At 71.5% G+C, this 25,133-nt stretch carries 22 protein-coding genes; 15 read left to right on the forward strand and 7 right to left on the reverse strand.

Annotated features, from left to right (window positions below):
- The first annotated feature begins 219 nt into the window (after nt 1-219).
- Nucleotides 220-1,809, forward strand: coding sequence for a phosphoglycerate dehydrogenase (serA, locus tag OG974_RS29075; RefSeq protein ID WP_327278715.1), 1,590 nt, complete (start codon nt 220-222; stop codon nt 1,807-1,809).
- A gap of 102 nt (nt 1,810-1,911) precedes the next feature.
- Here serA and OG974_RS29080 read toward each other — a convergent pair whose 3' ends face one another.
- Nucleotides 1,912-3,546 carry an MFS transporter gene (locus OG974_RS29080; protein ID WP_371644922.1) on the reverse strand — a complete coding sequence of 545 codons (1,635 nt, stop codon included), beginning with the start codon at nt 3,544-3,546 and terminating at the stop codon, nt 1,912-1,914.
- 103 nt (nt 3,547-3,649) lie between these two features.
- Between OG974_RS29080 and OG974_RS29085 the strand changes: the two genes are divergently transcribed.
- Nucleotides 3,650-4,243 carry a TetR/AcrR family transcriptional regulator gene (locus OG974_RS29085; RefSeq protein WP_327278717.1) on the forward strand — a complete coding sequence of 198 codons (594 nt, stop codon included), beginning with the start codon at nt 3,650-3,652 and terminating at the stop codon, nt 4,241-4,243.
- 54 nt (nt 4,244-4,297) lie between these two features.
- On the opposite strand, the gene OG974_RS29090 is transcribed toward OG974_RS29085, so the two are convergent.
- Nucleotides 4,298-5,647, reverse strand: a complete 1,350-nt coding sequence (locus tag OG974_RS29090) for a PucR family transcriptional regulator (protein ID WP_371644924.1) — start codon at nt 5,645-5,647, stop codon at nt 4,298-4,300.
- A gap of 197 nt (nt 5,648-5,844) precedes the next feature.
- On the opposite strand from OG974_RS29090, the gene OG974_RS29095 reads away from it, so the two are divergent.
- Both OG974_RS29095 and pruA read left to right on the forward strand, forming a co-directional pair.
- Nucleotides 5,845-6,771, forward strand: a complete 927-nt coding sequence (locus OG974_RS29095) for a proline dehydrogenase family protein (RefSeq protein ID WP_328763794.1) — start codon at nt 5,845-5,847, stop codon at nt 6,769-6,771.
- A 30-nt stretch (nt 6,772-6,801) separates the two neighbouring features.
- On the forward strand, nt 6,802-8,433 hold the full coding sequence (gene pruA, locus OG974_RS29100) for an L-glutamate gamma-semialdehyde dehydrogenase (protein ID WP_327278720.1): 1,632 nt from the start codon (nt 6,802-6,804) through the stop codon (nt 8,431-8,433).
- Between the two features lie 107 nt (nt 8,434-8,540).
- On the opposite strand, the gene OG974_RS29105 is transcribed toward pruA, so the two are convergent.
- A complete protein-coding gene (locus OG974_RS29105; RefSeq protein WP_371644926.1) occupies nt 8,541-9,464 on the reverse strand; it encodes a zinc-binding alcohol dehydrogenase family protein in 924 nt (307 codons plus the stop codon).
- 88 nt (nt 9,465-9,552) lie between these two features.
- On the opposite strand from OG974_RS29105, the gene OG974_RS29110 reads away from it, so the two are divergent.
- Entirely contained in the window at nt 9,553-9,984 is a 432-nt protein-coding gene (locus OG974_RS29110) for a MarR family transcriptional regulator (RefSeq protein WP_327278722.1), read from the forward strand.
- A gap of 31 nt (nt 9,985-10,015) precedes the next feature.
- On the opposite strand, the gene OG974_RS29115 is transcribed toward OG974_RS29110, so the two are convergent.
- Complete coding sequence (locus OG974_RS29115) at nt 10,016-10,717, reverse strand: nitroreductase family protein (protein WP_327278723.1); 702 nt, start codon at nt 10,715-10,717, stop codon at nt 10,016-10,018.
- An 88-nt stretch (nt 10,718-10,805) separates the two neighbouring features.
- Here OG974_RS29115 and OG974_RS29120 point away from each other — a divergent pair, with 88 nt between their 5' ends.
- Together OG974_RS29120 and OG974_RS29125 are read left to right on the forward strand one after the other, a co-directional pair.
- Entirely contained in the window at nt 10,806-11,513 is a 708-nt protein-coding gene (locus OG974_RS29120) for a tyrosine-protein phosphatase (protein WP_327278724.1), read from the forward strand.
- The gene (locus OG974_RS29125; protein WP_327278725.1) at nt 11,510-12,064 is read left to right on the forward strand and encodes a GNAT family N-acetyltransferase; all 555 of its coding nucleotides are present in this window, start codon (nt 11,510-11,512) and stop codon (nt 12,062-12,064) included. Before OG974_RS29120 ends, OG974_RS29125 begins: the two co-directional genes overlap by 4 nt.
- Before the next feature lie 16 nt (nt 12,065-12,080).
- On the opposite strand, the gene OG974_RS29130 is transcribed toward OG974_RS29125, so the two are convergent.
- Nucleotides 12,081-14,111 carry a phosphocholine-specific phospholipase C gene (locus tag OG974_RS29130; RefSeq protein WP_371644929.1) on the reverse strand — a complete coding sequence of 677 codons (2,031 nt, stop codon included), beginning with the start codon at nt 14,109-14,111 and terminating at the stop codon, nt 12,081-12,083.
- Nucleotides 14,112-14,230: 119 nt separating this feature from the next.
- Nucleotides 14,231-15,247, reverse strand: coding sequence for an NADP-dependent oxidoreductase (locus tag OG974_RS29135; RefSeq protein ID WP_328763802.1), 1,017 nt, complete (start codon nt 15,245-15,247; stop codon nt 14,231-14,233).
- A gap of 101 nt (nt 15,248-15,348) precedes the next feature.
- Between OG974_RS29135 and OG974_RS29140 the strand changes: the two genes are divergently transcribed.
- The 5 genes from OG974_RS29140 to OG974_RS29160 all read left to right on the forward strand — a co-directional run bounded on the left by OG974_RS29140 (nt 15,349) and on the right by OG974_RS29160 (nt 19,890).
- Nucleotides 15,349-16,245: a LysR family transcriptional regulator gene (locus tag OG974_RS29140; protein WP_327278728.1), complete on the forward strand. Its 897-nt coding sequence runs from the start codon at nt 15,349-15,351 to the stop codon at nt 16,243-16,245.
- A gap of 261 nt (nt 16,246-16,506) precedes the next feature.
- A complete protein-coding gene (locus tag OG974_RS29145) occupies nt 16,507-16,635 on the forward strand; it encodes a hypothetical protein (protein ID WP_327278729.1) in 129 nt (42 codons plus the stop codon).
- Between the two features lie 95 nt (nt 16,636-16,730).
- Complete coding sequence (locus OG974_RS29150) at nt 16,731-17,771, forward strand: 3-isopropylmalate dehydrogenase (protein WP_327278730.1); 1,041 nt, start codon at nt 16,731-16,733, stop codon at nt 17,769-17,771.
- A gap of 230 nt (nt 17,772-18,001) precedes the next feature.
- Complete coding sequence (locus OG974_RS29155; protein WP_327278731.1) at nt 18,002-19,087, forward strand: branched-chain amino acid aminotransferase; 1,086 nt, start codon at nt 18,002-18,004, stop codon at nt 19,085-19,087.
- A 368-nt stretch (nt 19,088-19,455) separates the two neighbouring features.
- Nucleotides 19,456-19,890 (forward strand): hypothetical protein, encoded by a 435-nt coding sequence (locus OG974_RS29160; RefSeq protein WP_327278732.1) that lies wholly within the window; start codon nt 19,456-19,458, stop codon nt 19,888-19,890.
- Between the two features lie 84 nt (nt 19,891-19,974).
- Here OG974_RS29160 and OG974_RS29165 read toward each other — a convergent pair whose 3' ends face one another.
- Nucleotides 19,975-21,420 carry a cytosine permease gene (locus OG974_RS29165; protein WP_327278733.1) on the reverse strand — a complete coding sequence of 482 codons (1,446 nt, stop codon included), beginning with the start codon at nt 21,418-21,420 and terminating at the stop codon, nt 19,975-19,977.
- A gap of 156 nt (nt 21,421-21,576) precedes the next feature.
- Between OG974_RS29165 and ureA the strand changes: the two genes are divergently transcribed.
- Genes ureA through OG974_RS29180 form a run of 3 tightly spaced genes read left to right on the forward strand, consistent with a single transcriptional unit; the run spans nt 21,577 to nt 25,123 of the window.
- Entirely contained in the window at nt 21,577-22,311 is a 735-nt protein-coding gene (gene ureA / locus OG974_RS29170; RefSeq protein WP_371644933.1) for an urease subunit gamma, read from the forward strand.
- Nucleotides 22,308-24,041 carry an urease subunit alpha gene (locus OG974_RS29175; protein WP_328763808.1) on the forward strand — a complete coding sequence of 578 codons (1,734 nt, stop codon included), beginning with the start codon at nt 22,308-22,310 and terminating at the stop codon, nt 24,039-24,041. Before ureA ends, OG974_RS29175 begins: the two co-directional genes overlap by 4 nt.
- A gap of 44 nt (nt 24,042-24,085) precedes the next feature.
- Complete coding sequence (locus tag OG974_RS29180; protein ID WP_327278736.1) at nt 24,086-25,123, forward strand: agmatine deiminase family protein; 1,038 nt, start codon at nt 24,086-24,088, stop codon at nt 25,121-25,123.
- Nucleotides 25,124-25,133: the final 10 nt, after the last annotated feature.

The following is a 25,133-nucleotide window of genomic DNA, read 5'->3' on the forward strand; positions in this document are numbered from 1 at the left end:
CACGCCGCAACACGGCCCTTCCGCAGTCCGGCTTGTCCACCCCGGCCAACCCCAGACGGGTGATCCTTCCGGACAGGCGGAATCCTGGCCAGGATCCGCCACTACACTGCTCAACACAACGCGTCAGGCCCACAGTGTCGTGCGTCTTCCACGCGGCTACCCCCTCCACCGCCTGCGGCCGTCGGGACGGCCGTCCGCACTGGACTTGTGAGGACCCACGTGAGCTCGAAACCTGTCGTACTCATCGCCGAAGAGCTGTCGCCCGCCACGGTGGACGCGCTCGGCCCGGACTTCGAGATCCGGCACGTCAACGGAGCCGACCGCGCGGAGCTGCTCCCCGCGATCGTGGACGTCGACGCCATCCTGGTGCGCTCCGCGACCAAGGTCGACGCGGAGGCCATCGCCGTCGCGAAGAAGCTCAAGGTCGTCGCCCGCGCCGGTGTCGGCCTCGACAACGTCGACGTCTCCTCGGCCACCAAGGCCGGCGTCATGGTCGTGAACGCCCCGACCTCCAACATCGTGACCGCCGCCGAGCTCGCCTGCGGCCTGCTCGTCGCCACGGCCCGCAACATCCCGCAGGCCAATACCGCCCTGAAGAACGGCGAGTGGAAGCGGAACAAGTACACGGGCGTCGAGCTCAGCGAGAAGATCCTCGGCGTCGTCGGCCTCGGCCGCATCGGCGTCCTGGTCGCGCAGCGCATGTCGGCCTTCGGTATGAAGATCGTCGCGTACGACCCCTACGTGCAGCCCGCGCGCGCCGCCCAGATGGGCGTCAAGATGCTGACGCTGGACGAGCTCCTCGAAGTCGCCGACTTCATCACCGTGCACCTGCCCAAGACCCCCGAGACCATCGGTCTCATCGGGGACGAGGCCCTGCACAAGGTGAAGCCGTCCGTCCGCATCGTCAACGCCGCCCGCGGCGGGATCGTCGACGAGGCCGCGCTGTACTCGGCCATAAAGGAGGGCCGCGTCGCCGGCGCCGGCCTCGACGTGTACGCGAAGGAGCCCTGCACGGACTCCCCGCTCTTCGAGCTCGACCAGGTCGTCTGCACCCCGCACCTCGGCGCGTCCACGGACGAGGCCCAGGAGAAGGCCGGTATCGCGGTCGCCAAGTCGGTGCGCCTCGCGCTCGCCGGCGAGCTCGTACCGGACGCAGTCAACGTCCAGGGCGGTGTCATCGCCGAGGACGTGCGCCCCGGTCTGCCGCTCGCCGAGAAGCTCGGCCGCATCTTCACCGCCCTCGCGGGCGAGGTCGCGGTCCGCCTCGACGTCGAGGTCTGCGGCGAGATCACCCAGCACGACGTCAAGGTGCTGGAACTCTCCGCCCTCAAGGGTGTCTTCGAGGACGTTGTCGACGAGACGGTCTCCTACGTCAACGCCCCGCTGTTCGCGCAGGAGCGCGGTGTCGAGGTGCGTCTGACCACCAGCTCGGAATCCCCGGACCACCGCAACGTGGTGACCGTGCGCGGCACCCTGTCGGACGGTCAGGAAGTGTCGGTCTCCGGCACGCTGGCGGGTCCGAAGCACCTTCAGAAGATCGTCGGCATCGGCGAGTACGACGTGGACCTGGCGCTCGCCGACCAGATGCTCGTGCTGCGCTACACCGACCGCCCGGGCGTGGTCGGCACTGTCGGCCGCATCCTCGGCGAAGCCGGTCTGAACATCGCGGGCATGCAGGTCGCCCGCGCCGAGGAGGGCGGCGAGGCGCTCGGCGTCCTCACGGTCGACGCGGAGGTGCCGGTGAACGTCCTCGCGGAGATCTCCGCCGAGATCGGCGCGGTCTCGGCGCGCACGGTCAGCCTCGACTGAATCCCGTAGCGGGGCGGCGGCCACGCGGCAGAAGGAAGGGCCCGGGGAACTCCCCGGGCCCTTCGTCGTGTTCCGCAGGTGCTCTGCTCTGCTGTACAGGGCTCAGCTCCTGAGGGCCGCGGCCTTGTCGGCCAGCTCAGCGATCTCCCCGGCCAGGGCTGCGACCTGCCCGGCCAACTCCTCGACCCCCTCGGTCGGCTCCGCGGCCTCCACGGGCTCCACGGGCTCCACGGATTCCGCCGGTTCGGTGACCGGGGCGCCGAGCCCCCGCATCAGGGCCACCGCGAGGACACCGGCGGCGAGCAGCAGGGCTGCGCCGCCCCAGGCGGCGTACTGCATGCCGTGGACGAAGGCCTCGCGGGCCGCGGTCAGCAACTGCTCGCCGGCCGCGCCGCCAAGCTGGTGGGCGGTGGCGACCGCCCCGCCGAGGGTCTCCCGGGCGGCGGGCCCCGCATCCGACAGGTCGTTGCGGTAGACGGCGGTGCCGAGGCTGCCCAGGACGGCCATGCCCAGCGCGCCGCCGAACTCCTGGCCGGTCTCCAGCAGGGACGCGGCCGAGCCCGCCTTCTCTGCGGGGGCCGAGCCCAGCGCCATGTCGGAGACCAGGGACATCACGGTGACGATGCCGGAGGCCAGCACGCCGGCGCCGGTCAGCAGCAGCCACAGGGAGTCGCTGCCGACCAGGCTGATCAGGACGAACCCGGCGGCGGCCAGGACGAAGCCGCCGGCGATGACGTACGCCCGGTCGGTCTTGCGGGCCAGGACCGCGCCGACCGGGGCGGCGGCGCCGATGACGAGCGAGGGTGCGAGGCTCCACAGGGCGGCCTCCAGCGTGCCCATGCCGAGCACCGACTGCAGGTACTGGGTGGTGAAGTAGGCCGAGCCCATCACGGCGAAGGCGGCGATGGTGTTGAGGGCGATCCCGGCACCGAATCCGCGGCCCCGGAAGAGCGCCCGGCTGACCATGGCGTCGTCACGGGTGCGCTGGCGACGGACGAAGACGAACCCGAAGGCCAGGCCCACGGCCACGGAGACCAGGTGGAGCGGCTCCAGGCCCTCGGCGGCGATCTCCTTGAGGCCGTACACGACCGGGAGCACGGCGGCCGTCGACAGCGGGACGCTCAGCAGGTCGAAGCGGCCGGGCGCGGGGTCCTTGAACTCCGGCACTAGCACGGGGACGAGGACCAGCAGGAGCAGCATCGCGGGCACGTTGATCAGGAAGACCGAACCCCACCAGAAGTGGTTCAGCAGCACGCCGCTCATCACGGAGCCGAGGGCGATGCCGCCGGTCATGGCCCCGGACCAGATGGCGATGGCCTGTCCGCGCTGCTTCGCGTCCTGGAAGAGGTTGCGGACGAGGGCCAGCGTGGAGGGCATCAGGGTCGCGCCGCCGACGCCGAGCAGCACACGGGCCGCGATCAGCATCTCGGCGCTGGTGGCGTAGGCGGCGCAGACGGAGGCGAGTCCGAAGGCGGTCGCGCCCATCAGCAGCAGCTTGCGGCGGCCGATCCGGTCACCGAGCGAACCCATGGTGATCAGCAGGCCGGCGAGGGCGAAGGCGTAGCTGTCGAAGATCCAGAGCTGCTGGGTGGCGCTCGGGTCCAGCTCCCGGGTGATGGCGGGGACGGCGAAGTAGAGGACGGAGACGTCCATGGAGACCAAGAGCAGGGGCAGCAGGAGGACGGTGAAGGCGGTCCATTCCCGGCGGCCGGCCAGAGGTGCGGCGGGGTTCGTCATGAGCAGCAATGTACAAGCGTCATAAACGCTTGTCTAGTACGTCCGTATGGGACGTCTGTTTGAGACTGTCGTCTAGGACGGCTGTCTTGATACGGTGGGGGGCATGGGACACCGTGAAGATCTGCTCGAAGGCGCGAAGAAGTGCCTGGCCGAGAAGGGTTTCGTGCGGACGACCGCGCGCGACATCGTCAACGCCTCCGGCGCGAACCTGGCGTCGATCGGCTACCACTACGGTTCGAAGGACGCCCTGTTGACGCAGGCGTTCATCTCGATGGCCGAGGAGTGGGGCGAGTCCTTCAAGCCGGACGTCAAGGGTGAAGGCGGCTCGCTCGAACGCTTCCGATCGGTCTGGGACGGCGTGACCGGACAGCGTGATCAGGCGGCGCCGATGTGGGCGGCCAGCCTGGAGATCGCGATGAACCGTGACCGGCTGCCGGAGCTGCGGGAGATGGTCGTGTCCTCCGAGGGCGAGGGGCGCAAGGGGCTGACCGAGATGTTCACGGGCACCCCGGAGGGGCAGCTCGAAGAGCGGGACATCCGGACCCTGGGCGGGCTGTACCAGGTGCTGGTCTCCGGGATGATGGTGCAGTGGCTGTACAACCCCGAGAACGCCGTCACCGCGGAGGAGTTGACCGAGGGCATGCGCCGCGCCGCGCAGATGATGGTGAACGGCAAGGGCGCCGACGACCCCGCCTGAGCCGTTCGGCCGTGCAGTCGTGCAGTCGTGCAGTCGTGCAGTTAGTTCAGTCGTTCAGCCGTACAGGCGGGCCGTCTTGAGGGCCATGTGGAGCAATAGGCGGTCCTCGCCCTCGTCCAGGTCCAGGCCGGTCAGCTGTTCCACCCGGCCGAGCCGGTAGTACAGGGTCTGGCGGTGGATGCCCAGGGCCGCCGCCGCGCGGCCCGCCTGGCCCGCGCAGTCCAGGAACAGCTCGGCGGTACGGGCGAGTTCCCGGTGCGCGGGCTCCAGCAGGACCCGGGTCGCCGGGTCGCCCACGGGGCCGGCAGCTGCGAGGGAGGCCAGCATCCGGTACGGGCCGATCGCCGACCAGCGGGCCACCGTGCCGAACCGGGGCTGGGCCGCGGCCGCCCGCGCCGCCGCCGAGGCCTGTGACCAGGCGTCGGCCAGGGCCGCCAGCCCCCGGCGGGGTTCCGCGATCCCGGCGGTCGCGCCACCGTGGGTCAGCAGCCGGGTCGCGACGCCCTCGGCGGGGACGAGCACTTCGGCCGAGCGGAGCCGTACCAGTACGGCGAGGGCCTGGCCGGTCCGCCGGTCCGGCCCGGCCTCGGCGCCGGGGCCGGAGACGGGTCCGGCGCCGGCCGCCGGGCCGCTCCTGGACCCGGACTTGGCTCCCGCCCTGCTGCCGGACCGGGCCCCGGAGCCCGACGCGGAGCCCGACGCGGACCTGGCGCCGGCGCCCGACGCGGGCCCGGAGTTCCCGTCGGTACCGGCCCCGGCGGCCACGCCGTCGTCGTCGCCGGCTCCCGGCCAGGGGACGGTGCACACCGCCGCCGTGCCCGGTACCGACGCGGGGGCCTCGCCGGCCCACGGCGTCACGCACACCACCGCGTGCAGCCCGTCCGCGCCCGCTCCCAGCGCCATCCGGAGCGCGGCCACCGCCATGTCCTGCTGCCAGCCCCGGCCCGCGGTGAGCACCCCCCGGAACTCCCGGGACAGGTCGGCCCCCGCCTTCGCCTCCTCGGCGAGCAGGATCCCGATCCGCTCGGCCACCTCCATGGCGGCCGCCAGGACGTCCGGCCCGGGGCCCGGATCCTGGTCGAGGAGCCACACGTAGCCCTGCACGATCCCGCGGTAGCGCACCGGCAGGCAGATCCGGCCCCGGAACACCCCCGCGTCCGGGGCCGCCGGGATCCGGACCGGCCCGGTCGCCCGCGCGATGCCGAAGCCCTCGAACCAGGCCCGCACGGCCGCCGTCGACTGCCGGGTCAGGATCGAGCGGGTGCGCACCGGATCCATGGCGAGATCGTCGTCGCTGTCGTGCGCGCCGAAGGCGATGAGGCGGAAGTCCCGGTTCTCCAGTGTCGCCGGGACGCCGAGGAGCGCCGAGATCTCATCCACCAGGTCCTGGTAATCGCCCTTCACCCGGACATTCTCCCACCCGGGAACCCGGTCTTCAGACAGATGTATGAGATCGGGGACACGGATGCGTGACAGCTGTCGATGGCAGAGGATCAAAGCGATCCTTAGGTTTCACGGTGGTTTTACTTGCGTTTCCCTCACGGTCCCGCCCACCCCGCGCGGACCGCGAGCCTGCTTCTGCCACCTGTAGGAGGTGCCCCGTGCTGGGTCCCGCGATCCTCGCCGCTTCGCGCAGCGACAAGATGCGCCGAATCGTCTCTGCCGCCCCTGTGACCAAGCCCGTGGTGACCCGGTTCATCCCCGGCGAGACGGTCGACCAGGTCATCCCGATCGTCAGGGACCTCACGCAGAAGGGGTTGGAGATCACGCTCGACGTGGTGGGCGAGGACATCACCACCGTGGAGCAGTCCTACGCCGCGCGTGACGCCTACCTCGAACTCATCGAGCACCTGGCGGGCCTGGAGCTGGGCGAGACCGTCGAGATGTCCGTCAAGCTGTCGATGTTCGGCCAGGCGCTGGAGGGCGGCCACGAGCTCGCCCTCGCCAACGTCCGCCCGGTCGTCGAGGCCGCCGCGGCCATCGGCACCACCGTCACGCTCGACGCCGAGGACCACACCACCCTCGACTCGATGTTCGCCATCCACGAGGAGCTGCGCCGGGACTTCCCGCAGACCGGCTGCGTGATCCAGGCGTACCTCTTCCGCACCGAGGCCGACGCCCGCCGCCTGGCCGCCGCCGGCAGCCGGGTGCGGATCGTGAAGGGCGCGTACAAGGAGCCCGCCGAGGTCGCGTACCAGGACAAGGCCGAGATCGACAAGGCGTACGTCCGCATCCTGAAGACGCTGATGGAGGGCGAGGGCTACCCGATGATCGGGTCGCACGACCCGCGCCTGATCGCCATCGCCCAGGAGCTCGCCCGCACGGCGGGGCGCAAGCTGGACGAGTACGAGTTTCAGATGTTGTACGGCATCCGCAGCGAGGAGCACCTGCGGCTCGCCGCCGAGGGTCACCGCATGCGCGTCTACACCGCGTACGGGACGGACTGGTACGGCTACTTCATGCGGCGCCTCGCCGAGAAGCCGGCCAACCTCCTGTTCTTCCTCCGCTCGATGATCACCAAGAACTAGCCAGAACCAGGTCAAGGAGTTACCAGTCCGATGGATGCTGTGACCCAGGTCCCCGCGCCGGTCAACGAGCCGGTCCACTCGTACGCCCCCGGCACCCCGGAGCGCGCGCGCCTCGAAACGCAGCTCAAGCAGCTGTCCGAGAACCCGATCGACCTGCCGATGACGATCAACGGCGTCAAGCGCATGGGCGGGGGCGAGCGCTTCGACGTGGTCCAGCCGCACGACCACAAGTCCGTGCTCGGCACCTACGCGAACGCCACCGAGGCCGACGCCCGTGAGGCCGTCAACGCCGCCCTGGCCGCCGCCCCGGCTTGGCGCGCGATGTCGTTCGACGACCGCGCCGCGATCATCCTGCGCGCCGCCGAGCTGCTGTCCGGTCCGTGGCGCGAGAAGCTGGCCGCGTCCACCATGCTGGGCCAGTCGAAGACCGCGCAGCAGGCCGAGATCGACACCCCGTGCGAGCTCGTCGACTTCTGGCGCTTCAACGTCCACTTCGCCCGCCAGATCCTGGCCGAGCAGCCGGTCGCGAACTCCGCCGGCGTGTGGAACCGCAGCGACCACCGCCCGCTCGAAGGCTTCGTCTACGCGATCACGCCGTTCAACTTCACGGCCATCGCCGGCAACCTGCCGACCGCCCCCGCCCTGATGGGCAACGTGGTCGTGTGGAAGCCGTCCCCGACGCAGACCCACTCCGCGATCCTCCTGATGGAGCTGCTGGAGGAGGCCGGCCTGCCGAAGGGCGTCATCAACCTGGTGACGGGCGACGGCATCGCCGTGTCCGAGGTGGCCCTGAACCACCCCGAGCTGGCCGGCATCCACTTCACGGGTTCGACCAAGACCTTCCAGTACCTGTGGAAGACGGTCGGCAACAACATCGAGAAGTACAAGTCCTACCCGCGCCTGGTCGGCGAGACCGGCGGCAAGGACTTCGTCGTCGCGCACCCCTCCGCGGACCGCGCCGTCCTGAAGACCGCCCTGACCCGCGGATCCTTCGAGTTCCAGGGCCAGAAGTGCTCGGCGTCCTCGCGCGCCTACGTCCCGGCCTCGATCTGGAACGACGGCTTCAAGGAGGCCTTCGCGGCCGAGGTCGACGGCATCACCATGGGTGACGTCCGCGACCTCACCAACTTCATCGGCGCCGTCATCGACGAGCGTTCGTTCGCGAAGAACAAGGCCGCGATCGACCGTGCGATCGCCGACCCGACCTGCGAGATCATCGCCGGTGGCACGTACGACGACTCGGAGGGCTACTTCGTCCGCCCGACCGTCATCGCGTGCACCGACCCGGAGAACGAGGTCTTCACGACCGAGTACTTCGGCCCGATCCTCGCGATCCACGTCTACGAGGACGCCGAATTCGACGCGATGCTCGCGCAGATGGAGTCCGTCTCGGCGTACGCGCTGACCGGCTCGATCATCGCCGCCGACCGCTACGCGGCCGCGGACGCGATGGAGAAGCTGCGCTTCGCGGCGGGCAACTTCTACATCAACGACAAGTCGACCGGCGCCGTCGTCGGCCAGCAGCCCTTCGGCGGCGGCCGAGCCTCGGGCACGAACGACAAGGCGGGCGCGGCGAGCAACCTGCAGCGTTGGACCTCGACGCGCTCCATCAAGGAGACCCTGGTCGCGCCGACCGACTACCCGTACCCCCACATGGGCTGATCCTGCGGATTCCGCCGGTCCCGCCCCGCTGAGCCCCGCCCCCGTTCCGGCACCCCCAAGTCCGGATCGGGGGCGGTTCCAGTTCCCGTCCTCACGCGGTCCCGGCCCTACGGGACCAGGACCACCTTGCCGAGGTTGCGCCGCTCCTCGATGATCCGGTGCGCGCGGGCGGCCTCGGCGAGCGGGATCTCCTGGTGCACGGTGACCCGCAGGGCGCCGGCCCGGTGGCGCTCCCACTGCTCGGCGCGCCAGCGCCCGTACAGCGCGGGCTTGCCGCGCGCGATGACCGCCATCTGGAAGCCGGTCACCGAGGCGCCGCGGACCAGGAGCTCGTACGCGTCCACCGTGCCGCCGCCGGAGCTGTACGCCACCAATCGGCCCCCGGGCGCGAGGGCCCGCACGGCCGGGCCGAGCAGCTCGCCGCCGACGCCGTCGAGGACCACGTCGTACGGGTCGCCCCAGGCGGCCTCCCCGTACAGCACGACCTCGTCGGCGCCCAGGGCGCGTACGAAGTCCGCCTTGTCGGCGCTGCCCACCGCGGCGACGACCCGCCGGGCCCCGCCGGCCTTCGCGTACTGCAGGGCGTACGTGCCGACCGCGCTGGCCGCCGCCGTGACCAGGACCGACTCGCCGGGCTCCACCCGCCCCGCCTCGTACGCCCCGCGCGCCACCAGCCCGCTGCGGACGAGGGCGACGGCCTCGACGGCGCCGACCCCGTCGGGGACGGCGGAGGCGAACGGGGCCGCCACGACGGCGTACTCGGCGTAGGAGTGCGCGAAGCACAGCCCGGTGACCCGGTCCCCGACCCGGAACCCGTCCACCCCTTCGCCGAGGGCGGTGACGACGCCGGCGACCTCCCCGCCGAGCGCTGCGGGCTCCCGGCCCTCCCGCACCTTGCGGACGGTGGGCAGCGTGACCCCGACGGCCTCGACCCGCACGAGCACCTCCCCTGCATTCGGCACTGGCGCGGTGGCCTCCTCGGTGTACAGCACCTCGGGGCCACCGTTGACGTCGTAGCGGATGCGGAGCACGGGGGCGCCTCCCGGGAAAGAGATTCATTGGGAATCCCAACGATATAGGGGATCGTGGGGAATGCCAATGAATTGCTAGGCTGGGCCCATGACATCGGCCCTCGCGCACATCCAGTCCCTGCCGAGCTGGCTCGTCGGCCGCGTCGCGGCCCGGGGCCGCGGCCTGGTCGCCGAGGCGCTCGCCGCGGAAGGGCTGAAGCTCGCCCACCACGCGGTACTGGCGGCGATCGCCGAACACGGCCCGGTGGCCCAGGCCGACCTCGGCCGCCGGCTCGGCATCGACCCCAAGGACCTGGTCGGCCTCCTCAACCACCTGGAAGGCGCGGGCCTCGTCCTGCGCGCCCCGAACCCGGCGGACCGCCGCAAGAACGCGGTCACCCTCACCCCGGCGGGCACGGCCACCCTCACCCGCTGCGCAGCACTGGCCGAGACGGCGAACGCCGAATTCCTCTCCCCACTGACCCCGGCGGAACGCGAACAGCTGACGACCCTGCTGACCCGCCTCCACGACGCGCCGTAGTCCCGCGGGGCCGCCCGCCCCGCGGTCTGGGTCAGACCTCGACCATGACCTGGGTCAGGGACTTGCGGAGCAGGTCCGGGACCTCGCAGTCGTCGGCGGGGTAGCCGACCGGGATGACCGCGAAGGCCTTCTCGTTCTCCGGGCGGTGCAGGACGTGGGAGAGGAAGCGCATCGGGCTCGGGGTGTGGACCAGGGCCGCGAGGCCGGCGAGGTGGAGTGCGGTCAGGAGCATGCCGACCGCGATGCCGACCGATTCGTCCACGTAGTAGTGCTTGCGCTTGGAGCCGTCCGGGCCGAGCCAGTACCTCTGCTGGAACACCACGATCAGCCCCGGGGCGTCCGTCAGATGCGTCTTCACCGCATCCGTGCCCAGGGGCCGCAGGGCGTCGAGCCATTCGTCGCCGAGACGGCCGTCGTACGAGATCAGCTCCTCCTGTTCGGCGGCGTCGCGGATCTGGCGGCGCACGGCCGGGTCCTTGACCAGCACGAAGGTCCAGGGCTGCTGGTGGGCCCCGGACGGCGCGGTCGCGGCGCACGCGACGGCGTCCCGGATGACCTGCTCCGGGACGGGGTCGGGGGAGAAGTGCCGGACGGTCCGCCGCTCGGCCATGCGCTCCCGCAACCGCGCGGAGCGCGCGAGCGATTCGGCGCTCGGCATCCGATCGGGCCGGTAGGCGACGGGGCGGTACGGCTCGCCGTGGGTCGGGGTCCACTGCTCGGTCTCGGGCGACATGGACAGATCCTGGCGCCGGGAACCGCGCGGGGCCAGCAGCCCGTTATGACCCTCTGCCCGATGTGTACGGACAGGGGGAGCTATGGACATGTCGAACGTCGGTCGAATCCTCGACTGGGAGGGCTGCTTCAACGTGCGGGACCTCGGCGGGCTCGGCGGGATCCGGCCCGGCGCGCTGGTCCGCGCCGACGCGCTGGACCGGCTCACCGCCCGCGGGTGGACCGGTCTCGTCGACCACGGGGTACGCACCGTCGTCGACCTGCGCAACGACGACGAGGCGGGCGTGGACCACGCGCCCCGCCCGGCCGCCGTGAACACCGTCCGCATCCCCCTCGACGGGTTGGAGGACCGGGAGTTCTGGGACCGCTGGTGGGGGACGCCGGCTTTCGGGACGCCCGCATACTTCCGGCCGTTCCTCGCCCGCTTCCCCGAACGCGTGGCCGCCGTCGCCGCGGCCGTCGCGGACGCCGCGCCGGGCGGGGTGGCCTTCCACTGCGCCCTGGGCCGTGACCGCACCGGCATCATCGCCCTGGTACTGCTGAGGCTGATGGGCGCGAGCCCCGAGGAGATAGCCACCGACCACGGGCTGAGCGAGCCGCGGGTGCGCGCGATGTACGCCGCGCGGGGCCGCCCGTACGACGGCCGGGAGATCGAGGAGTACACGACGGGCCTGGGTACCACCGTTCACGAGCTGGCCCGGGCCGCCGCGGACTGGCTCAAACCGCAGGAGTACCTGCGGGTGGGTGGGCTGGGTGATGCGGAACTCGGCAGGCTGCGCGGCAGACTGGGGGCATGAGTGACCTCCACACCCGCCTCGCCCATACCGCGCAGCTCGGCCCGGGCGTCCTAGGGGAGCTGCGGGAACTGCTCGGCGGGGCCTTCGGCGGGGAGTTCTCGGGGGAGGACTTCGAGCACGCCCTCGGCGGCATGCACGTGCTCGTGCGCGAGGGCCGCGAGGGCGGGGAGCTCATCGCGCACGGGAGCGTGGTCCAGCGCCGGGTGGTGCATGCGGGGCGGGCCCTGCGGACCGGATACGTCGAGGCCGTGGCCGTACGGTCGGACCTGCGCCGGCGTGGTCTCGGGGGGCAGGTCATGGCCGCGCTGGAGGCCGTCATCGCCCGGGCCTACGCACTGGGCGCGCTCTCCGCCTCCGATGCGGGGGCCGCGCTGTACGCCTCCCGCGGCTGGAGCGTGTGGGGCGGGCGGGTCGGCACCCTCGCGCCCTCTGGGCCGCAGGCCCTCCCGGAGGAAGAGGGCTCGACGTACCTGTGGGTGCCCGACGGCGGGGTCCTGCCGGACCCCGCCGAGGGGCTGTGGTTCGACTGGCGCAACGGGGACGTGCTCTAGGCGCGTCCGGCGGGCGCTACGAGCCGCTGATGCTGGGCGCGCCCGTCTCGATGTGGCCCGTGTAGCGGCGCGACCAGGTGCCGTCATTGTCCGCGAGGATCGTGAAGTCGTACCAACCCTTGTTGTAGGCGACCGCGTTGAAGAAGTCCTCGCGCGAGGAGTTCGCCGGGACGGTGTACGTCCACGGGCCGTCCGAGCGGTATGCGTTGGAGCGGATGGTGAAGGTGACGGGGGCGGCCGACGCGTTCGTCATCTTGAAGTAGATCGCGGTCTTGCCCGTGCCCGGCTCCACGGCGAAGCGGGCCGCGACCTCGATCGCCTTGCCCGCCTTCGACGCATCGCCGATGAACCGGCGCAGGAAGCGGTTCGGCCCGTACATCGAGATGTCGTACTTCCCGGAGCCGCTGCCGAGCCCGATGCTGAACCAGTCGGTCGACGTCGCGCCCGGGTCGACCGTGTACTGCCAGGCCGCAGTGTCCCGGTACTGGTGCGGGTGGATCGAGAAGTGCGCCGCCCGCTTCGCCTGCGCTCCCTGGTTGGTCATCGAGAACCAGGCCAGGATGTTGCCGGCCGTGCCGAACTCGAAGCGGTCCAGGTTGCCGTTCACCTGGTAGGGAAGGGCCCGCGCCGGTCGGGTCCCGGCCTCCTGCGCCGGGAGCGCGTTGTCCTGCGGCGCCGGGTTGGGGAGTGGGCCGCAGGTCGCCTGGCCGATGACTTTCGCGGTCGAGGGCAGTCCCGACGGCACCCCGTACACCGGGTGCGCGAAGTCGAAGACGCCCGTCAGGTCGCCCGTCACCTTGCGGCGCCACGGGCTGATGTTCGGGCAGGTCGCCGGGGTGCCGAGGGCCGCCGTCCAGGTCTCCATGAAGCGGAGCACCGAGGTGTGGTCGAAGACCTCCGAGCTCACCCAGCCGCCGCGCGTCCACGGGGACATGACGAGCATCGGGACGCGGAAGCCGAGGCCGATCGGCGTGCCGTCGATGTACTCGCCGGGGGTGCCGGGCGGGGCGACGGGCGGCGGGACGTGGTCGAAGAAGCCGTCGTTCTCGTCGTAGTTCAGGAAGAGGACGGTGGAGTCGAAGACCTCGGGGTTCGCGGCCAGCGCGCGGTAGACGAGGTCCACGAAGTGCGCGCCGTCGCCGGGCGGGGCGTACGGGTGTTCCGAGAAGGCCTCGTTCGCGACGACCCAGGAGACCTGGGGCAGGGTGCCGGCGACGACGTCGGCGCGGATGGCGGCCGCGATGTCGTCGGGGGTGGAGCCGGTGACCTTCGGGACGGAGCCCATGCCGCGGTCCCGTAGCGGGTCGCCGGGCGCCGAGTCCGTGAACTTCTTGAAGTAGGCCAGGCCGTTGTCGCCGTAGTTGTCCTGGGCGTTCTGGTAGACCTTCCAGCTCATGCCGGCCCGCTGGAGGGCTTCCGCGTACGTCTCCCAGGTCAGCCCGGACTCGTCGCCGCCGTCCTTGCTGCCCGCGTCGATCTTGCCGCTCCACAGGAAGGTGCGGTTCGGGCCGGTCGCGCTGAGCGTGGAGCAGAAGTACGCGTCGCAGATCGTGTAGTTGTCGGCGAGCCCGTAGTGGAACGGTATGTCCCCGCGGTCGAGGTGGCCGAGGGTGCGGGTGTTGCCGACGCCCAACACCCAGTTGTCCATGCGGCCGTTGTTCCAGGCGGCGTGCTGCGAGGTCCAGCTGTGCGGGAGGTCGCCGTTGCACTGGGCGAGGGTCTCGCCGTCCACCCCGCCGGCCGGCGGGGTGGCGCTGAGCTTCCACGGGTACTGGCGGCCGCCCCAGTTGGGCTGGTTGAACGTGCCCCACCCGCCCGGGATGTTCCCGGCGGCGCGGTCGGCGAAGCCGCGGACGCCCTTCAGCTTGCCGAAGTAGTGGTCGAAGCTGCGGTTCTCCTGCATCAGGATCACCACGTGCTTCACATCGGTGATCGTGCCGCTCGCGGCGGCCGCGGCCGCCGACGTCGGCGCGATCGCGGGCAGGGCGGCACCGGCCACCAGCCCGGCGCCGATTCCCACGAATCCTCTGCGGCTGATGGGTGTCACTGGCTACTCGCCTCCAACTCAAGTGCCCCGCTGGCACATCGACGGAAAGGGTGGCGGGCGCCGGGCCAAAGGTCTACATCCGTGCGGTAAGAAGACGGTGAACATCCGGTTGGCTTGAATCAGTCCCCGAGACGGACGAGCATCTTGCCCAAATTGTCGCCGCGGAGCATGCCGAGGAAGGCGTCCACCGTGCGATCGATCCCCTGCACAACGGTGGTGTCCGTGCTTATGTGGCCGCTGCGCAGATGGGGGACCAGGAAGTCTTCCAGTTCATCCTGCAGATTGGTGTGATTTCGAACCAATACCCCTTCCAGGCGCAGTGACTTGTGGACGACCTCGAAGAGGTTGCGGGGGGCGGCCGGCGAGCGGTCCCCGTTGTACATCGAGATCCCGCCGACCCAGGCGATCCGTCCGTACTCGCGCAGTACGTCGATGGCCCCCGCCAGGTGGTCCCCGCCCACGTTGTCCACGTACACGTCGATGCCGTCGGGTGCGGCCTGCGCGAGCAGCTCGCCGACCGGCCCGTCGTGGTAGTCGAACGCCGCGTCGAAGCCGAGCGCGCCGGTGAGGTGGCGGACCTTCGCCGTGGAGCCCGCGCTGCCGATGATCCGGCGGGCGCCCAGCAGCCGCGCGATGTGGCCGGTCGCGGTGCCGACCCCGCCCGCGGCGGCGGAGACGAAGAGGTCCTCGCCCTCGCGCAGGGCCGCGGTCCGGGTCAGCGCGGCGTAGGCGGTGAGGCCGGTGCCGCCGAGGATGCTCAGGTACGCCTCCAGCGGGACGCCTTCGTGGCCGCGCAGCTTCCGGGTGCCGTTCGCGCCGAGCGTGACGAGGGCGTGGGTGCGCCAGCCCTCGCGGTGGAAGACCAGGTCCCCCTCGCGCAGCCCGGGGTCGCGGGAGGCCACCACCCGGCCCACCGCCCGGCCCTCCAGCGGGGTGTTCAGCTCGAAGCCGCCCTCGCCGCCGTCCATCATCCCGCGGTGGTACGGGTCCACCGAGAGCAGCAGGTTCTCGACCAGGGCGGCGCCCGCCCCGGGGGAGGGAACCGGGGTCTCGGCGTACGCGAAGTCGGTCGCGGCGGGGAAGCCGGTGGGGCGGGCGATCTGGTGGACTGCGACGGCGGTCTGGTTCGTGGTCATGGCGAGGACGTTAGGAAGGAATGGCCCGCGCGGGCAGGGGGTTGGGCTCATGGAAGCGGGACATCCGTGAACACCGCTCATAGAACGAGGTGGAAGCGCCCATGTCGGGAAGTACGGCCGAGCTCGCTCCGCACGAACTGCGCGTCCTGGTCGCCGTCGCGGAGACCGGCGGCTTCTCCGCCGCGGCCGCCCGGCTCGGCCTCACCCAGTCCGCGGTCTCGCACTCCGTGCGCGGTAGCGAGGCGAAGACCGGCGCGGTGCTCTTCGAGCGCGGCCGCGCCGGCGCCTCGCCCACCCCGGCGGGGGAGCGGGCCGTCGCCCTCGCCCGCCGGATCCTGCGGCTGTACGAACACCTCGGCGCGGAGGTGCGCGCCGTCGGCGGGGGCGCTGCCGGCGGGGGCGGCGCGACGGGGGTGCTGCGCATCGCGGCCTTCCGCAGCGCGGCCCTGCACCTGCTGCCCCCGACGCTGGAACGGCTGACCGCCCGGCACCCCGGACTACGGCCCGAGGTGCGGGTGGTGCGCGAGCTCGGCGAGGGCGGGGTCGGCGAGGTGGCGGCCGGCCGCGCGGACCTCGCCCTCGCCACGCTCGGGCCCGGGTACCCGCCGCCGCCGGGACTGCTGACGGGGGTGCTCGTGGAGGAGGCGTACGCCCTGGTCCATCCGGCCGGGCACCCCGACCCGAAGACGCTGCCCCTGCTCGACTGGGACGAGAACTGTGGTTCCCACACCCGTGACTGGTGGTCCGCCCAGGACTGGCTGCCGCCCGCCACCGTCAAGGCGGAGGACGACGCGATGGTGCTGACCATGGTCGGGCGCGGGCTCGGGATGGCGATCCTGCCCGCACTGTCGCTCCGCGAGGCAACGGACGCCGTGGACATCACCGGACTGGGCCCTTCGGGGCCCGTGAGACACGTGGGATACGTCACCACACCGGAATCCGCCTCGACCCTCGCCGTCAGGGCTCTGATCAGGGAACTTCGGTCCGAGGCGGCCTGAATCGGAGACCCGGAACGGTCCCTTCCGAGGGGTTGGTCGTCTCAGATAGTAGGAAGCCCGAGTAATTGCGGAGACATACAACGAGAGCTGCCCTAGCTTTGTAGAAGCCGAACGTCTCGCCAATCCGGCGAATGGCGGTCGAGAGCGCGCGCCCCTTGGCAGGCAACCCCTGCGGCGCACTGCTCCCCGCCTCTTCCGGCGCCTTGAAGGAACCCCTCATCCGTGGCCCCGCCACGCCGTGATCTCAAGGAGTCGATCACCATGACCGCATCCACCGCCACCCGCCGCGTCCGCCACTCCTCCTCTGCCGACGCCGACCGCAAGAACGCCGCCGCCGCCCTCCAGCGCGCCCTCGACCGCCGTGACAACGGCGGCTCGACCGGCCACTGAGGCGAGCGCAGGACGAAGCCCGGTCCAGCGACATATTGCGTCCACATGGTGGACGCAATATGTCTGAGGACTGGGATGAGGAGTACGGTTCCGACATGTCGACCAGCATCAATCTCGCAGTGATCCCCGGTGATGGCATCGGCCAGGAAGTCGTGGCTCAGGGCCTCAAGGTCCTTGCCGCGGTCCTGCCCCAGGATGTGAAGCTGGAGACCAAGGAGTACGACCTCGGCGCCCGGCGCTGGCACCGCACCGGGGAGACCCTCCCGGACGAGGAGCTCGAAGCCCTCAAGCACCACGACGCGATCCTGCTGGGCGCCATCGGCGACCCGTCGGTCCCGTCGGGCGTGCTGGAACGCGGCCTGCTGCTGAAGCTCCGCTTCGCCTTCGACCACTTCATCAACCTGCGTCCGTCGAAGCTCTTCCCCAACACGGCCAGCCCGCTCGCCGGCCGTCCGGAGATCGACTTCGTCGTGGTCCGCGAGGGCACCGAGGGCCCGTACACTGGCAACGGCGGCAGCCTGCGCACCGGCACCCCCGCCGAGGTGGCCACCGAGGTCAGCATCAACACCGCGTACGGCGTCGAGCGCGTCGTGCGGGACGCGTACGAGCGGGCCAACTCCCGCCCCCGCAAGAAGCTGACGCTGGTCCACAAGAACAACGTCCTCGTGTACGCGGGCCACATGTGGAAGAACATCTTCGACAAGGTCGGCCAGGAGTACCCCGAGGTCACCACCGACTACCTGCACGTCGACGCCGCGACGATCTTCTTCGTCACGCAGCCCGAGCGCTTCGACGTCATCGTCACGGACAACCTCTTCGGTGACATCCTCACCGACCTGGCCGCCGCCGTGACCGGCGGGATCGGCCTCGCGGCCTCCGGCAACATCAACCCGACCGGCACCTTCCCGTCCATGTTCGAGCCCGTCCACGGCTCGGCCCCGGACATCGCCGGCACCGGCAAGGCCGACCCGACCGCGACGATCCTGTCGGTGGCCCTCCTGCTGCGCCACCTCGGCCACGAGGACCGGGCCGCCCGCATCGAGGACGCGGTCTCGGCCGACCTTGCGGAGCGCGACGGCACCTTCCGCACCACCGACCAGATCGGCGACGCACTCGCCGAGCGAGTAGCCGGCTGACCCGGCAGCTCCACCTCAGGAAGCCGCCGGGTCGCGTGACCAACGCACCCGGCGGCTTTTCCTGTGCGGCCCCGGGTGCCACCATCTCCCTGGGCCGCAATCACCCCGCTTCACCGAACGCATCTTGCGCGCGATAATCGAACGCGAGACCGCGGAATGCGGGGAAGCTCGGACGTCCTGGTACGCCGTGAGCGCGGTCCGCCCTACAAACCGGTGAAGGACAAGCACTCATGACGACGCCCACGATCGAGCTCAAGCCCTCCTCGAACCCGCTGTCCGATGCGGAGCGAGAGGCGATCCTGGCCAGCCCCGGCTTCGGCCGCCACTTCACCGACCACATGGTGACGATCAAGTGGACTGAGGGTCGCGGCTGGCACGACGCCGAGCTGGTCCCGTACGCGCCGCTTTCGATGGACCCGGCGAACATGACCCTGCACTACGCGCAGACGATCTTCGAGGGCCTCAAGGCCTACCGCCAGCCCGACGGCACCGTCGCGACGTTCCGCCCGCAGGCCAACGCCGAGCGCTTCCAGGCCTCCGCCCGCCGCATGGCGATGCCGGAGCTGCCGGCCGACCTCTTCATCGAGGCGTGCGACGCGCTCATCAAGCAGGACAGCGCCTGGGTGCCTTCCTCCGGTGAGGCCTCCCTGTACCTGCGGCCGTTCATGTTCGCGTCCGAGGTCGGCCTGGGCGTCCGCCCGGCCAACGAGTTCCTGTTCATGGTCATCGCCTCGCCCGCCGGCGCGTACTTCCCCGGCGGCGTCAAGCCCGTCTCCGTCTGGCTCTCCGAGGAGTACGTCCGCGCGGTCAAGGGCGGTACGGGTGCGGCCAAGACCGGCGGCAACTACGCGGCCTCCCTCGTGGCCCAGGCCCAGGCCGCCTCGCACGGCTGCGACCAGGTCGTCTGGCTCGACGCCGTCGAGCACCGCTGGATCGAGGAGATGGGCGGCATGAACCTGTACTTCGTGTACGGCGACCGCATCGTCACTCCCGAGCTGACCGGCTCGCTCCTGCCGGGCATCACCCGCGACTCCCTCCTCACCATCGCCCGCGACCTCGGCTACACCGCCGAGGAGGGACGCATCTCCACCGAGGACTGGAAGCGCGACAACGAGAACGGCACCCTGACCGAGGTGTTCGCCTGCGGCACCGCCGCCGTCATCACCCCGGTCGGCTCGGTCAAGTCCGAGCGCGCGAACTGGACCCAGGGCAGCGGCGAGCCCGGCGAGGTCACCATGAAGCTCCGCAAGGCGCTGCTGGACCTCCAGACCGGTCACACCGCCGACGCCCACGGCTGGATGCACCCGCTCGGCTAGGTCTGCCGCGCACCCACCCCGCACAAGAGGTCCCCGCCGCGAGGCCGGGGCCTCTTCGTGCGTCCGGGCCCGGGTCCGCGGGCCGTCCCACCCGTACGGCGCAACCGCACGGCGCTCCCGGACCGGGCCCGCCGCGCAGTGCGACGGCCCTGCACGGCATGGCCCGCACGGCCGTTCGGCCCGGCACCGTCCCTGCACGGGCGCGGCGTCCCGCTCGTGCGCGGATGCGGGGTGCACACCGGCGTGCGAATTTGGTCGCGCCTGCCCCTCCGGCGCCGGACACCGGCCCGGGTGGCCCGGTACGCCCCTCCCACCGGGGTGAATCTCTCGTGCGCCGGCGGCTCCTGCCGGCGGAAAGGCGGATCCCCATGAAGCGGTTCGTTGCATCCGGCCTGCTCTGCGCGGCCGTGGTACTCGGCGCCTCGGCATGCTCCAGCGGCGATGACACGACGCCGCAGGAGGCAGCCTCGTCGGCCAGCGCCGCACTGTGCACCAACCTGGTCCAGTTGAAGTCGGACAACGCGGCGCTCAAGGCTCTGAATCCGGCCACGGCCACCAAGGACCAGTTGAAGTCGGCGTACGACGCCGTCCAGGCGGACTGGAAGAAGGTCAAGGAGACCACTTCGGCACTGAAGTCGGCCGAGAAGGACGCCGTCACGACGGCCGCGGAGAGCCTCAAGAAGGCCTTCGAGGACCTGCCCGGCGACACCACGGGCAAGGACGCGATGACCCAGCTCCAGCCGCAGATCCAGGCGCTGGACACCGCGGCCAACGAGGCGACCACCTCGCTGAAGTGCCGTTAGCGCTCGGCGGCGGCGCCGACGACGCGGGCCCCGGGGGGACGTCCCCCCGGGGCCCGCGTCGTGCACCGGTCCCGGCGTCCGCCGTCAGTCGACGGCGACGGCGACCTTGGCGGCGGTGTCGCTCGCGCCGGCAGGCACGACCGCGGCCGTACTCGCGGTCCGGAACGTCAGGGCCGTGTAGACCAGGCCGCCGGCCAGGCCGGACAGGACGAAGGAGCAGTCCACGCCGCCGGTCAGGGCGAGCAGGGGGCCCTCGTAGAAGGGGGTCGTCACGGCGAGCAGGCCGACTCCGGCGCCGACGGCCCAGGAGACCGTCGCGGCGACGTTCCAGCCGGCGCGGTACCAGTAGATCCCTCCCACCGAGCGGCGGTTGAAGACCTGGAGGGCGTCGGCGTCGTACTGCCCGCGGCAGCGGACGTAGCCGATCAGGGTGATCACGGCCCACGGGGTGCCGATCGCGGTCAGCAGCAGGACGAACGAGGTCATCGCGGACTGTACGTCCCACTCGAAGGAGCCGATGAAGACGAACGCGGTGGCGACGCCCGCGGCGACCAGCGTGGCTTTGGCCCGGGTGGCCCGGGGCACGATGGCGTCGAGGTCGAGGCCCATCGAGTAGAGCATCAGCCCGGCGTTGCCCACCGAGCCGGCCGCGGCGGCGGCGAGCAGCGGGACCAGGTACCAGAACGGCGCGGCGTCGACGAGCGGTCCGGCGTAGTCGGCGCCGGCCTTGGCGGCGAGCGCGGTGTAGGTGCCGAACAGCTGCGGGATCAGCAGACCGATCAGCAGGCCGAACCCGGTGGCCCAGAACACCTTGCGGGAGCCGTGCTTGCGGGGGGAGATGTAGCGGGTGTAGTCGCCGAGCAGGGTGATGAAGGCGACGGGGCCGCTGAGCCCGGCGGCGACGGCGGCGAGCAGCCAGGTCGGCCAGAAGGAGCCGAGCAGGTACGAGGTGTCCGGCGGGGCGGCGGTGGTGAAGTCGGGGGCGTACGCGTAGACGCCCACGGCGAGCAGGACCACCATGCCGATGGACAGGACCTTGCTCAGGCGGAGCAGCAGCCGGTAGCCGAAGACCGCCCCGACCACGGTGAAGGCCGCGAGTACGCCGTACATCACGGCCCGCGTGACACCGGTGTCCGGCAGCCCCAGGAGCCGGGACAGGGCGCCGACCATCACGTCGCCGCCGATCCACAGGGTGAGCGCGGTGTAGCCGAGGGCGAGCAGCAGGCCGACGACCGAGCCGACGAGCCGGCCGCGCACGCCGAACTGGGCGCCGCTGGAGGTGGAGAGGTTGGTCGCCGTGCGCAGGGACACCAGCGCCAGCGGCGCGGTGAAGGCGATGCCGACCAGCGTGCCGGTCACGATGGCGGTGACCGAGGGCCACAGGCCCAGTCCGAAGGACGGGGGCAGCCAGCCGAACACGATGACCCCGAGGCAGAGGTTCGAGCCGAGCAGGATCGAGATCAGGTCACGGGGACCGCTCGTCCGCTCCTCCTCCGGGATGGTGTCGACTCCGCGCTGTTCGATGGGCATGGGGGGACTCCCTTGGCAGGGCGGGGGGTGGTTCGCATTTGTTTGAGCGACACTCAATGTGACCTAACCCCTGGTCCCAGGTCAATGCTTCATTGCAGGGAAATGAAGAGTTAGAGTGATGCTCTAACCCATCGACTCAAAAGGTGGTGGATCGGCGTGCGGCTGACCCCTACGGAGCGCGACCGGCTGCTGCTGCGCAGCGCCGCGGAACTGGCCAGGGCCCGGCGGTCCCGCGGACTGAGGCTCAACGTCCCGGAGGCCACCGCGCTGATCGCGGACACGGTCTGCGAGGCCGCGCGCGACGGCAAGCGGCTGGCGGAGGCCATCGAGGAGGCCCGCAGCGTGTTGGGCCCCGGCGATGTGCTGCCCGGCGTCGCCGACGTGGTCACCGAGGTGCACGTGGAGGCCGTCTTCGACGACGGCTCCCGCCTCGCGGTGGTCTCGGCGCCGATCCAGGGCGCGGTGCGGCTCGGCGACGACGCCCCCGGGGCGGTCGTACCCGGCCCCGGCGCCCCCCAGCCGGAGCCGGCGTTGCACGTGCACGTGCGCAACACGGCCTCCGTGCCGGTGAGCGTCACCTCCCACTTCCACTTCTTCGAGGCCAACCCCCGCCTCGACTTCGACCGGGCCGCGGCCTACGGCATGCGGCTGTGCGTGCCGGCGGGCTCGTCCGTGCGGTTCGACCCCGGCGGGGAAACCGAGGTCGGTCTGGTCCCCATCGGCGGAGACCGGATCGCCGTCGGCTTCGCCGGACTCGTGGACGGCCCGCTCGACGCGCCCGGCGCCAAGTCGCTCGCGCTGGCGAGGGCGGCGGCCTGCGGCTACCAGGGCGCGCAAGCCGACCAGGAAGCGGACCAGGACGCGGAACACGAGGACGGAGAGCAGGCGTGAGCAGGCAGACCAGGCACAGCGACCACTGTGCGCCGGGCAGCCGGCACATCGACCCCCGCGAGTACGCCGCCGTCTTCGGCCCCCGCGCCGGGGACCGGGTCCGGCTCGCAGACTCCGGGCTCACCGTCCGGGTCGAGCACGACGCCCAGAAGCCCGGCGACGAGTTCCTGGCCGGCTTCGGCAAGACCGCCCGCGACGGACTGCACCTGAAGGCCGCAGCCGTCCGCGAGACCTGCGACGTCGTGATCAGCAACGTCCTCGTCATCGATGCCGTCCTCGGCATCCGCAAGGTCTCCATCGGCATCCGTGAGGGCCGCATCCACGCGATCGGCCGGGCCGGTAACCCGGACACCCTCGACGGGGTCGACGTCGTCGTCGGCACCGGAACGAGCATCGTCTCCGGCGAGGGCCTGATCGCCACCGCCGGCGCCGTCGACACCCATGTCCACCTGTTGTCCCCGCGCGTCATGGAAGCCTCGCTCGCCGCGGGCGTCACCACGATCATCGGCCAGGAGTTCGGCCCGGTCTGGGGCGTCGGGGTCAACTCCCCGTGGGCGCTGAAGCACGCCTTCAACGCGTTCGACGCCTGGCCCGTGAACATCGGCTTCCTCGCCCGCGGCTCTTCCTCGGACGCGGCGCCGCTGGTGGAGGCGCTGGCCGAGGGCGGCGCGTCCGGGTTCAAGGTCCACGAGGACATGGGCGCGCACACCCGCGCCCTGGACACCGCCCTGCGGGTGGCCGAGGAGCACGACGTACAGGTCGCCCTGCACAGCGACGGCCTGAACGAGTGCCTGTCCGTCGAGGACACCCTGCGCGTCCTGGACGGGCGGACCATCCACGCCTTCCACATCGAGGGCTGCGGCGGCGGACACGTCCCCAACGTCCTGAAGATGGCCGGCGTGCCGAACGTCATCGGCTCCTCCACCAACCCCACCCTCCCCTTCGGCCGGGACGCGGTCGCCGAGCACTACGGCATGATCGTCTCCGTCCACGACCTCAAGCCGGACCTGCCCGGCGACGCGGCCATGGCCCGCGACCGGATCCGCGCGGGCACGATGGGCGCCGAGGACGTCCTGCACGACCTGGGCGCGATCGGCATCACCTCCTCCGACGCCCAGGGCATGGGGCGGGCCGGCGAGACCATCCGCCGCACCTTCGCCATGGCCGCCAAGATGAAGGGCGAGCTCGGCCCCCTGGAGGGTGACGGCGAGGGCGACGACAACGCCCGCGTCCTGCGCTACATGGCCAAGCTGACGATCAACCCGGCCATCGCCCACGGCCTGGCCCACGAGATCGGCTCCATCGAGGTCGGCAAGCTCGCCGACATCGTGCTGTGGCGCCCCCAGTTCTTCGGCGCCAAGCCGCAGCTGGTCCTCAAGTCCGGCTTCCCCGCCTACGGGGTCACCGGCGACCCCAATGCGGCCACCGACACCTGCGAACCGTTGGTCCTCGGCCCGCAGTTCGGCTCCTACGGGGCCACCGCCGCCGACATCTCCGTCGCCTTCGTCTCGGCCGCCGCGGCGGCCCTGGGCAGCGACGAGATGCCGACCCGCCGCCGCCGGGTCGCCGTCCGCGGGACCCGCGGCATCGGCCCGGGCAACCTCCTCCTGAACTCCCGGGTGGGCGCGGTCGATGTGGACGCCCGCAGCGGCCTCGTCACCCTCGACGGTGATCCGCTGCGCTCCGAAGCGGCCGACTCGGTCTCCCTCAACCGCCTGTACTTCTTGTAACGCCCGTACATCTTGTTGGCGCACAGCTCCTAAGGACCCCTGCCATGACTGCAAAGCCCGCCGCCCACGGATTCCGGATGCCCGCCGAGTGGATGCCGCACGAGCGCACCTGGATGGCTTGGCCGAGCCCCAACCCGACCTTCACCAACGCGCAGGAGCTCGCCGAGGCCCGCGAGGCCTGGGGCGCCGTCGCCCGCGCGGTGCGCGCGTACGAGCCGGTGACCCTGGTCGTCTCGCCCGGTGACGCCGAGAGCGCCCGCGGACACGTCGGCGACGACGTAGAGCTGGTGGAGCGCGAGCTCGACGACGCCTGGATGCGCGACATCGGTCCGACCTTCGTCACCAACGAGGCCGGCGAGCTGGCCGCCGTGGACTGGACCTTCAACGGCTGGGGCGCCCAGGAGTGGGCCCGCTGGGAGCACGACTCCAAGGTCGCCCGGCACGTCTCGGACCTCGCCGGCACCCGTACGTACAGCACCCCGCTCGTCAACGAGGGCGGCGCCATCCACGTCGACGGCGAGGGCACCGTGCTCCTCACCGACACCGTGCAGCTGGGCGCCGGGCGCAACCCCGACTGGACGCGCCAGCAGGTCGAGGAGGAGGTCCACGCCCACCTCGGCACCACCAAGGCGATCTGGCTGCCCTACGGTCTGGCCGGCGACTACGGCACCTACGGCACGCAGGGCCACGTGGACATCGTGGCCGCCTTCGCCCGCCCCGGCGTGGTGATGGTCCACGCGCAGCCCGACCCCGCCCACCCGGACCACGAGCGCTGCAAGACCATCGCCGCCATCCTGCGCGCGTCCACCGACGCACAGGGCCGCCAGCTCCAGGTCGTGGAGATCCCGGCGCCGACGGTGCTGGAGGAGGACGGGGAGTGGGTGGACTACTCCTACATCAACCACTACCTGTGCAACGGCGGCGTCGTGCTGTGCTCCTTCGACGACCCGCGCGACGAGGAGGCCGCCGAGATCTTCCGCGGCCTGTTCCCCGAGCGGACCGTGACCCTCGTTGACGCACGTACGATTTTCGCCGGGGGTGGCGGTATCCACTGCATCACCCAGCAGCAGCCGAAGGTCTGACCCGAGGCGG

The sequence above is a fragment of the Streptomyces sp. NBC_00597 genome (assembly GCF_041431095.1).
GTDB lineage: Bacteria > Actinomycetota > Actinomycetes > Streptomycetales > Streptomycetaceae > Streptomyces.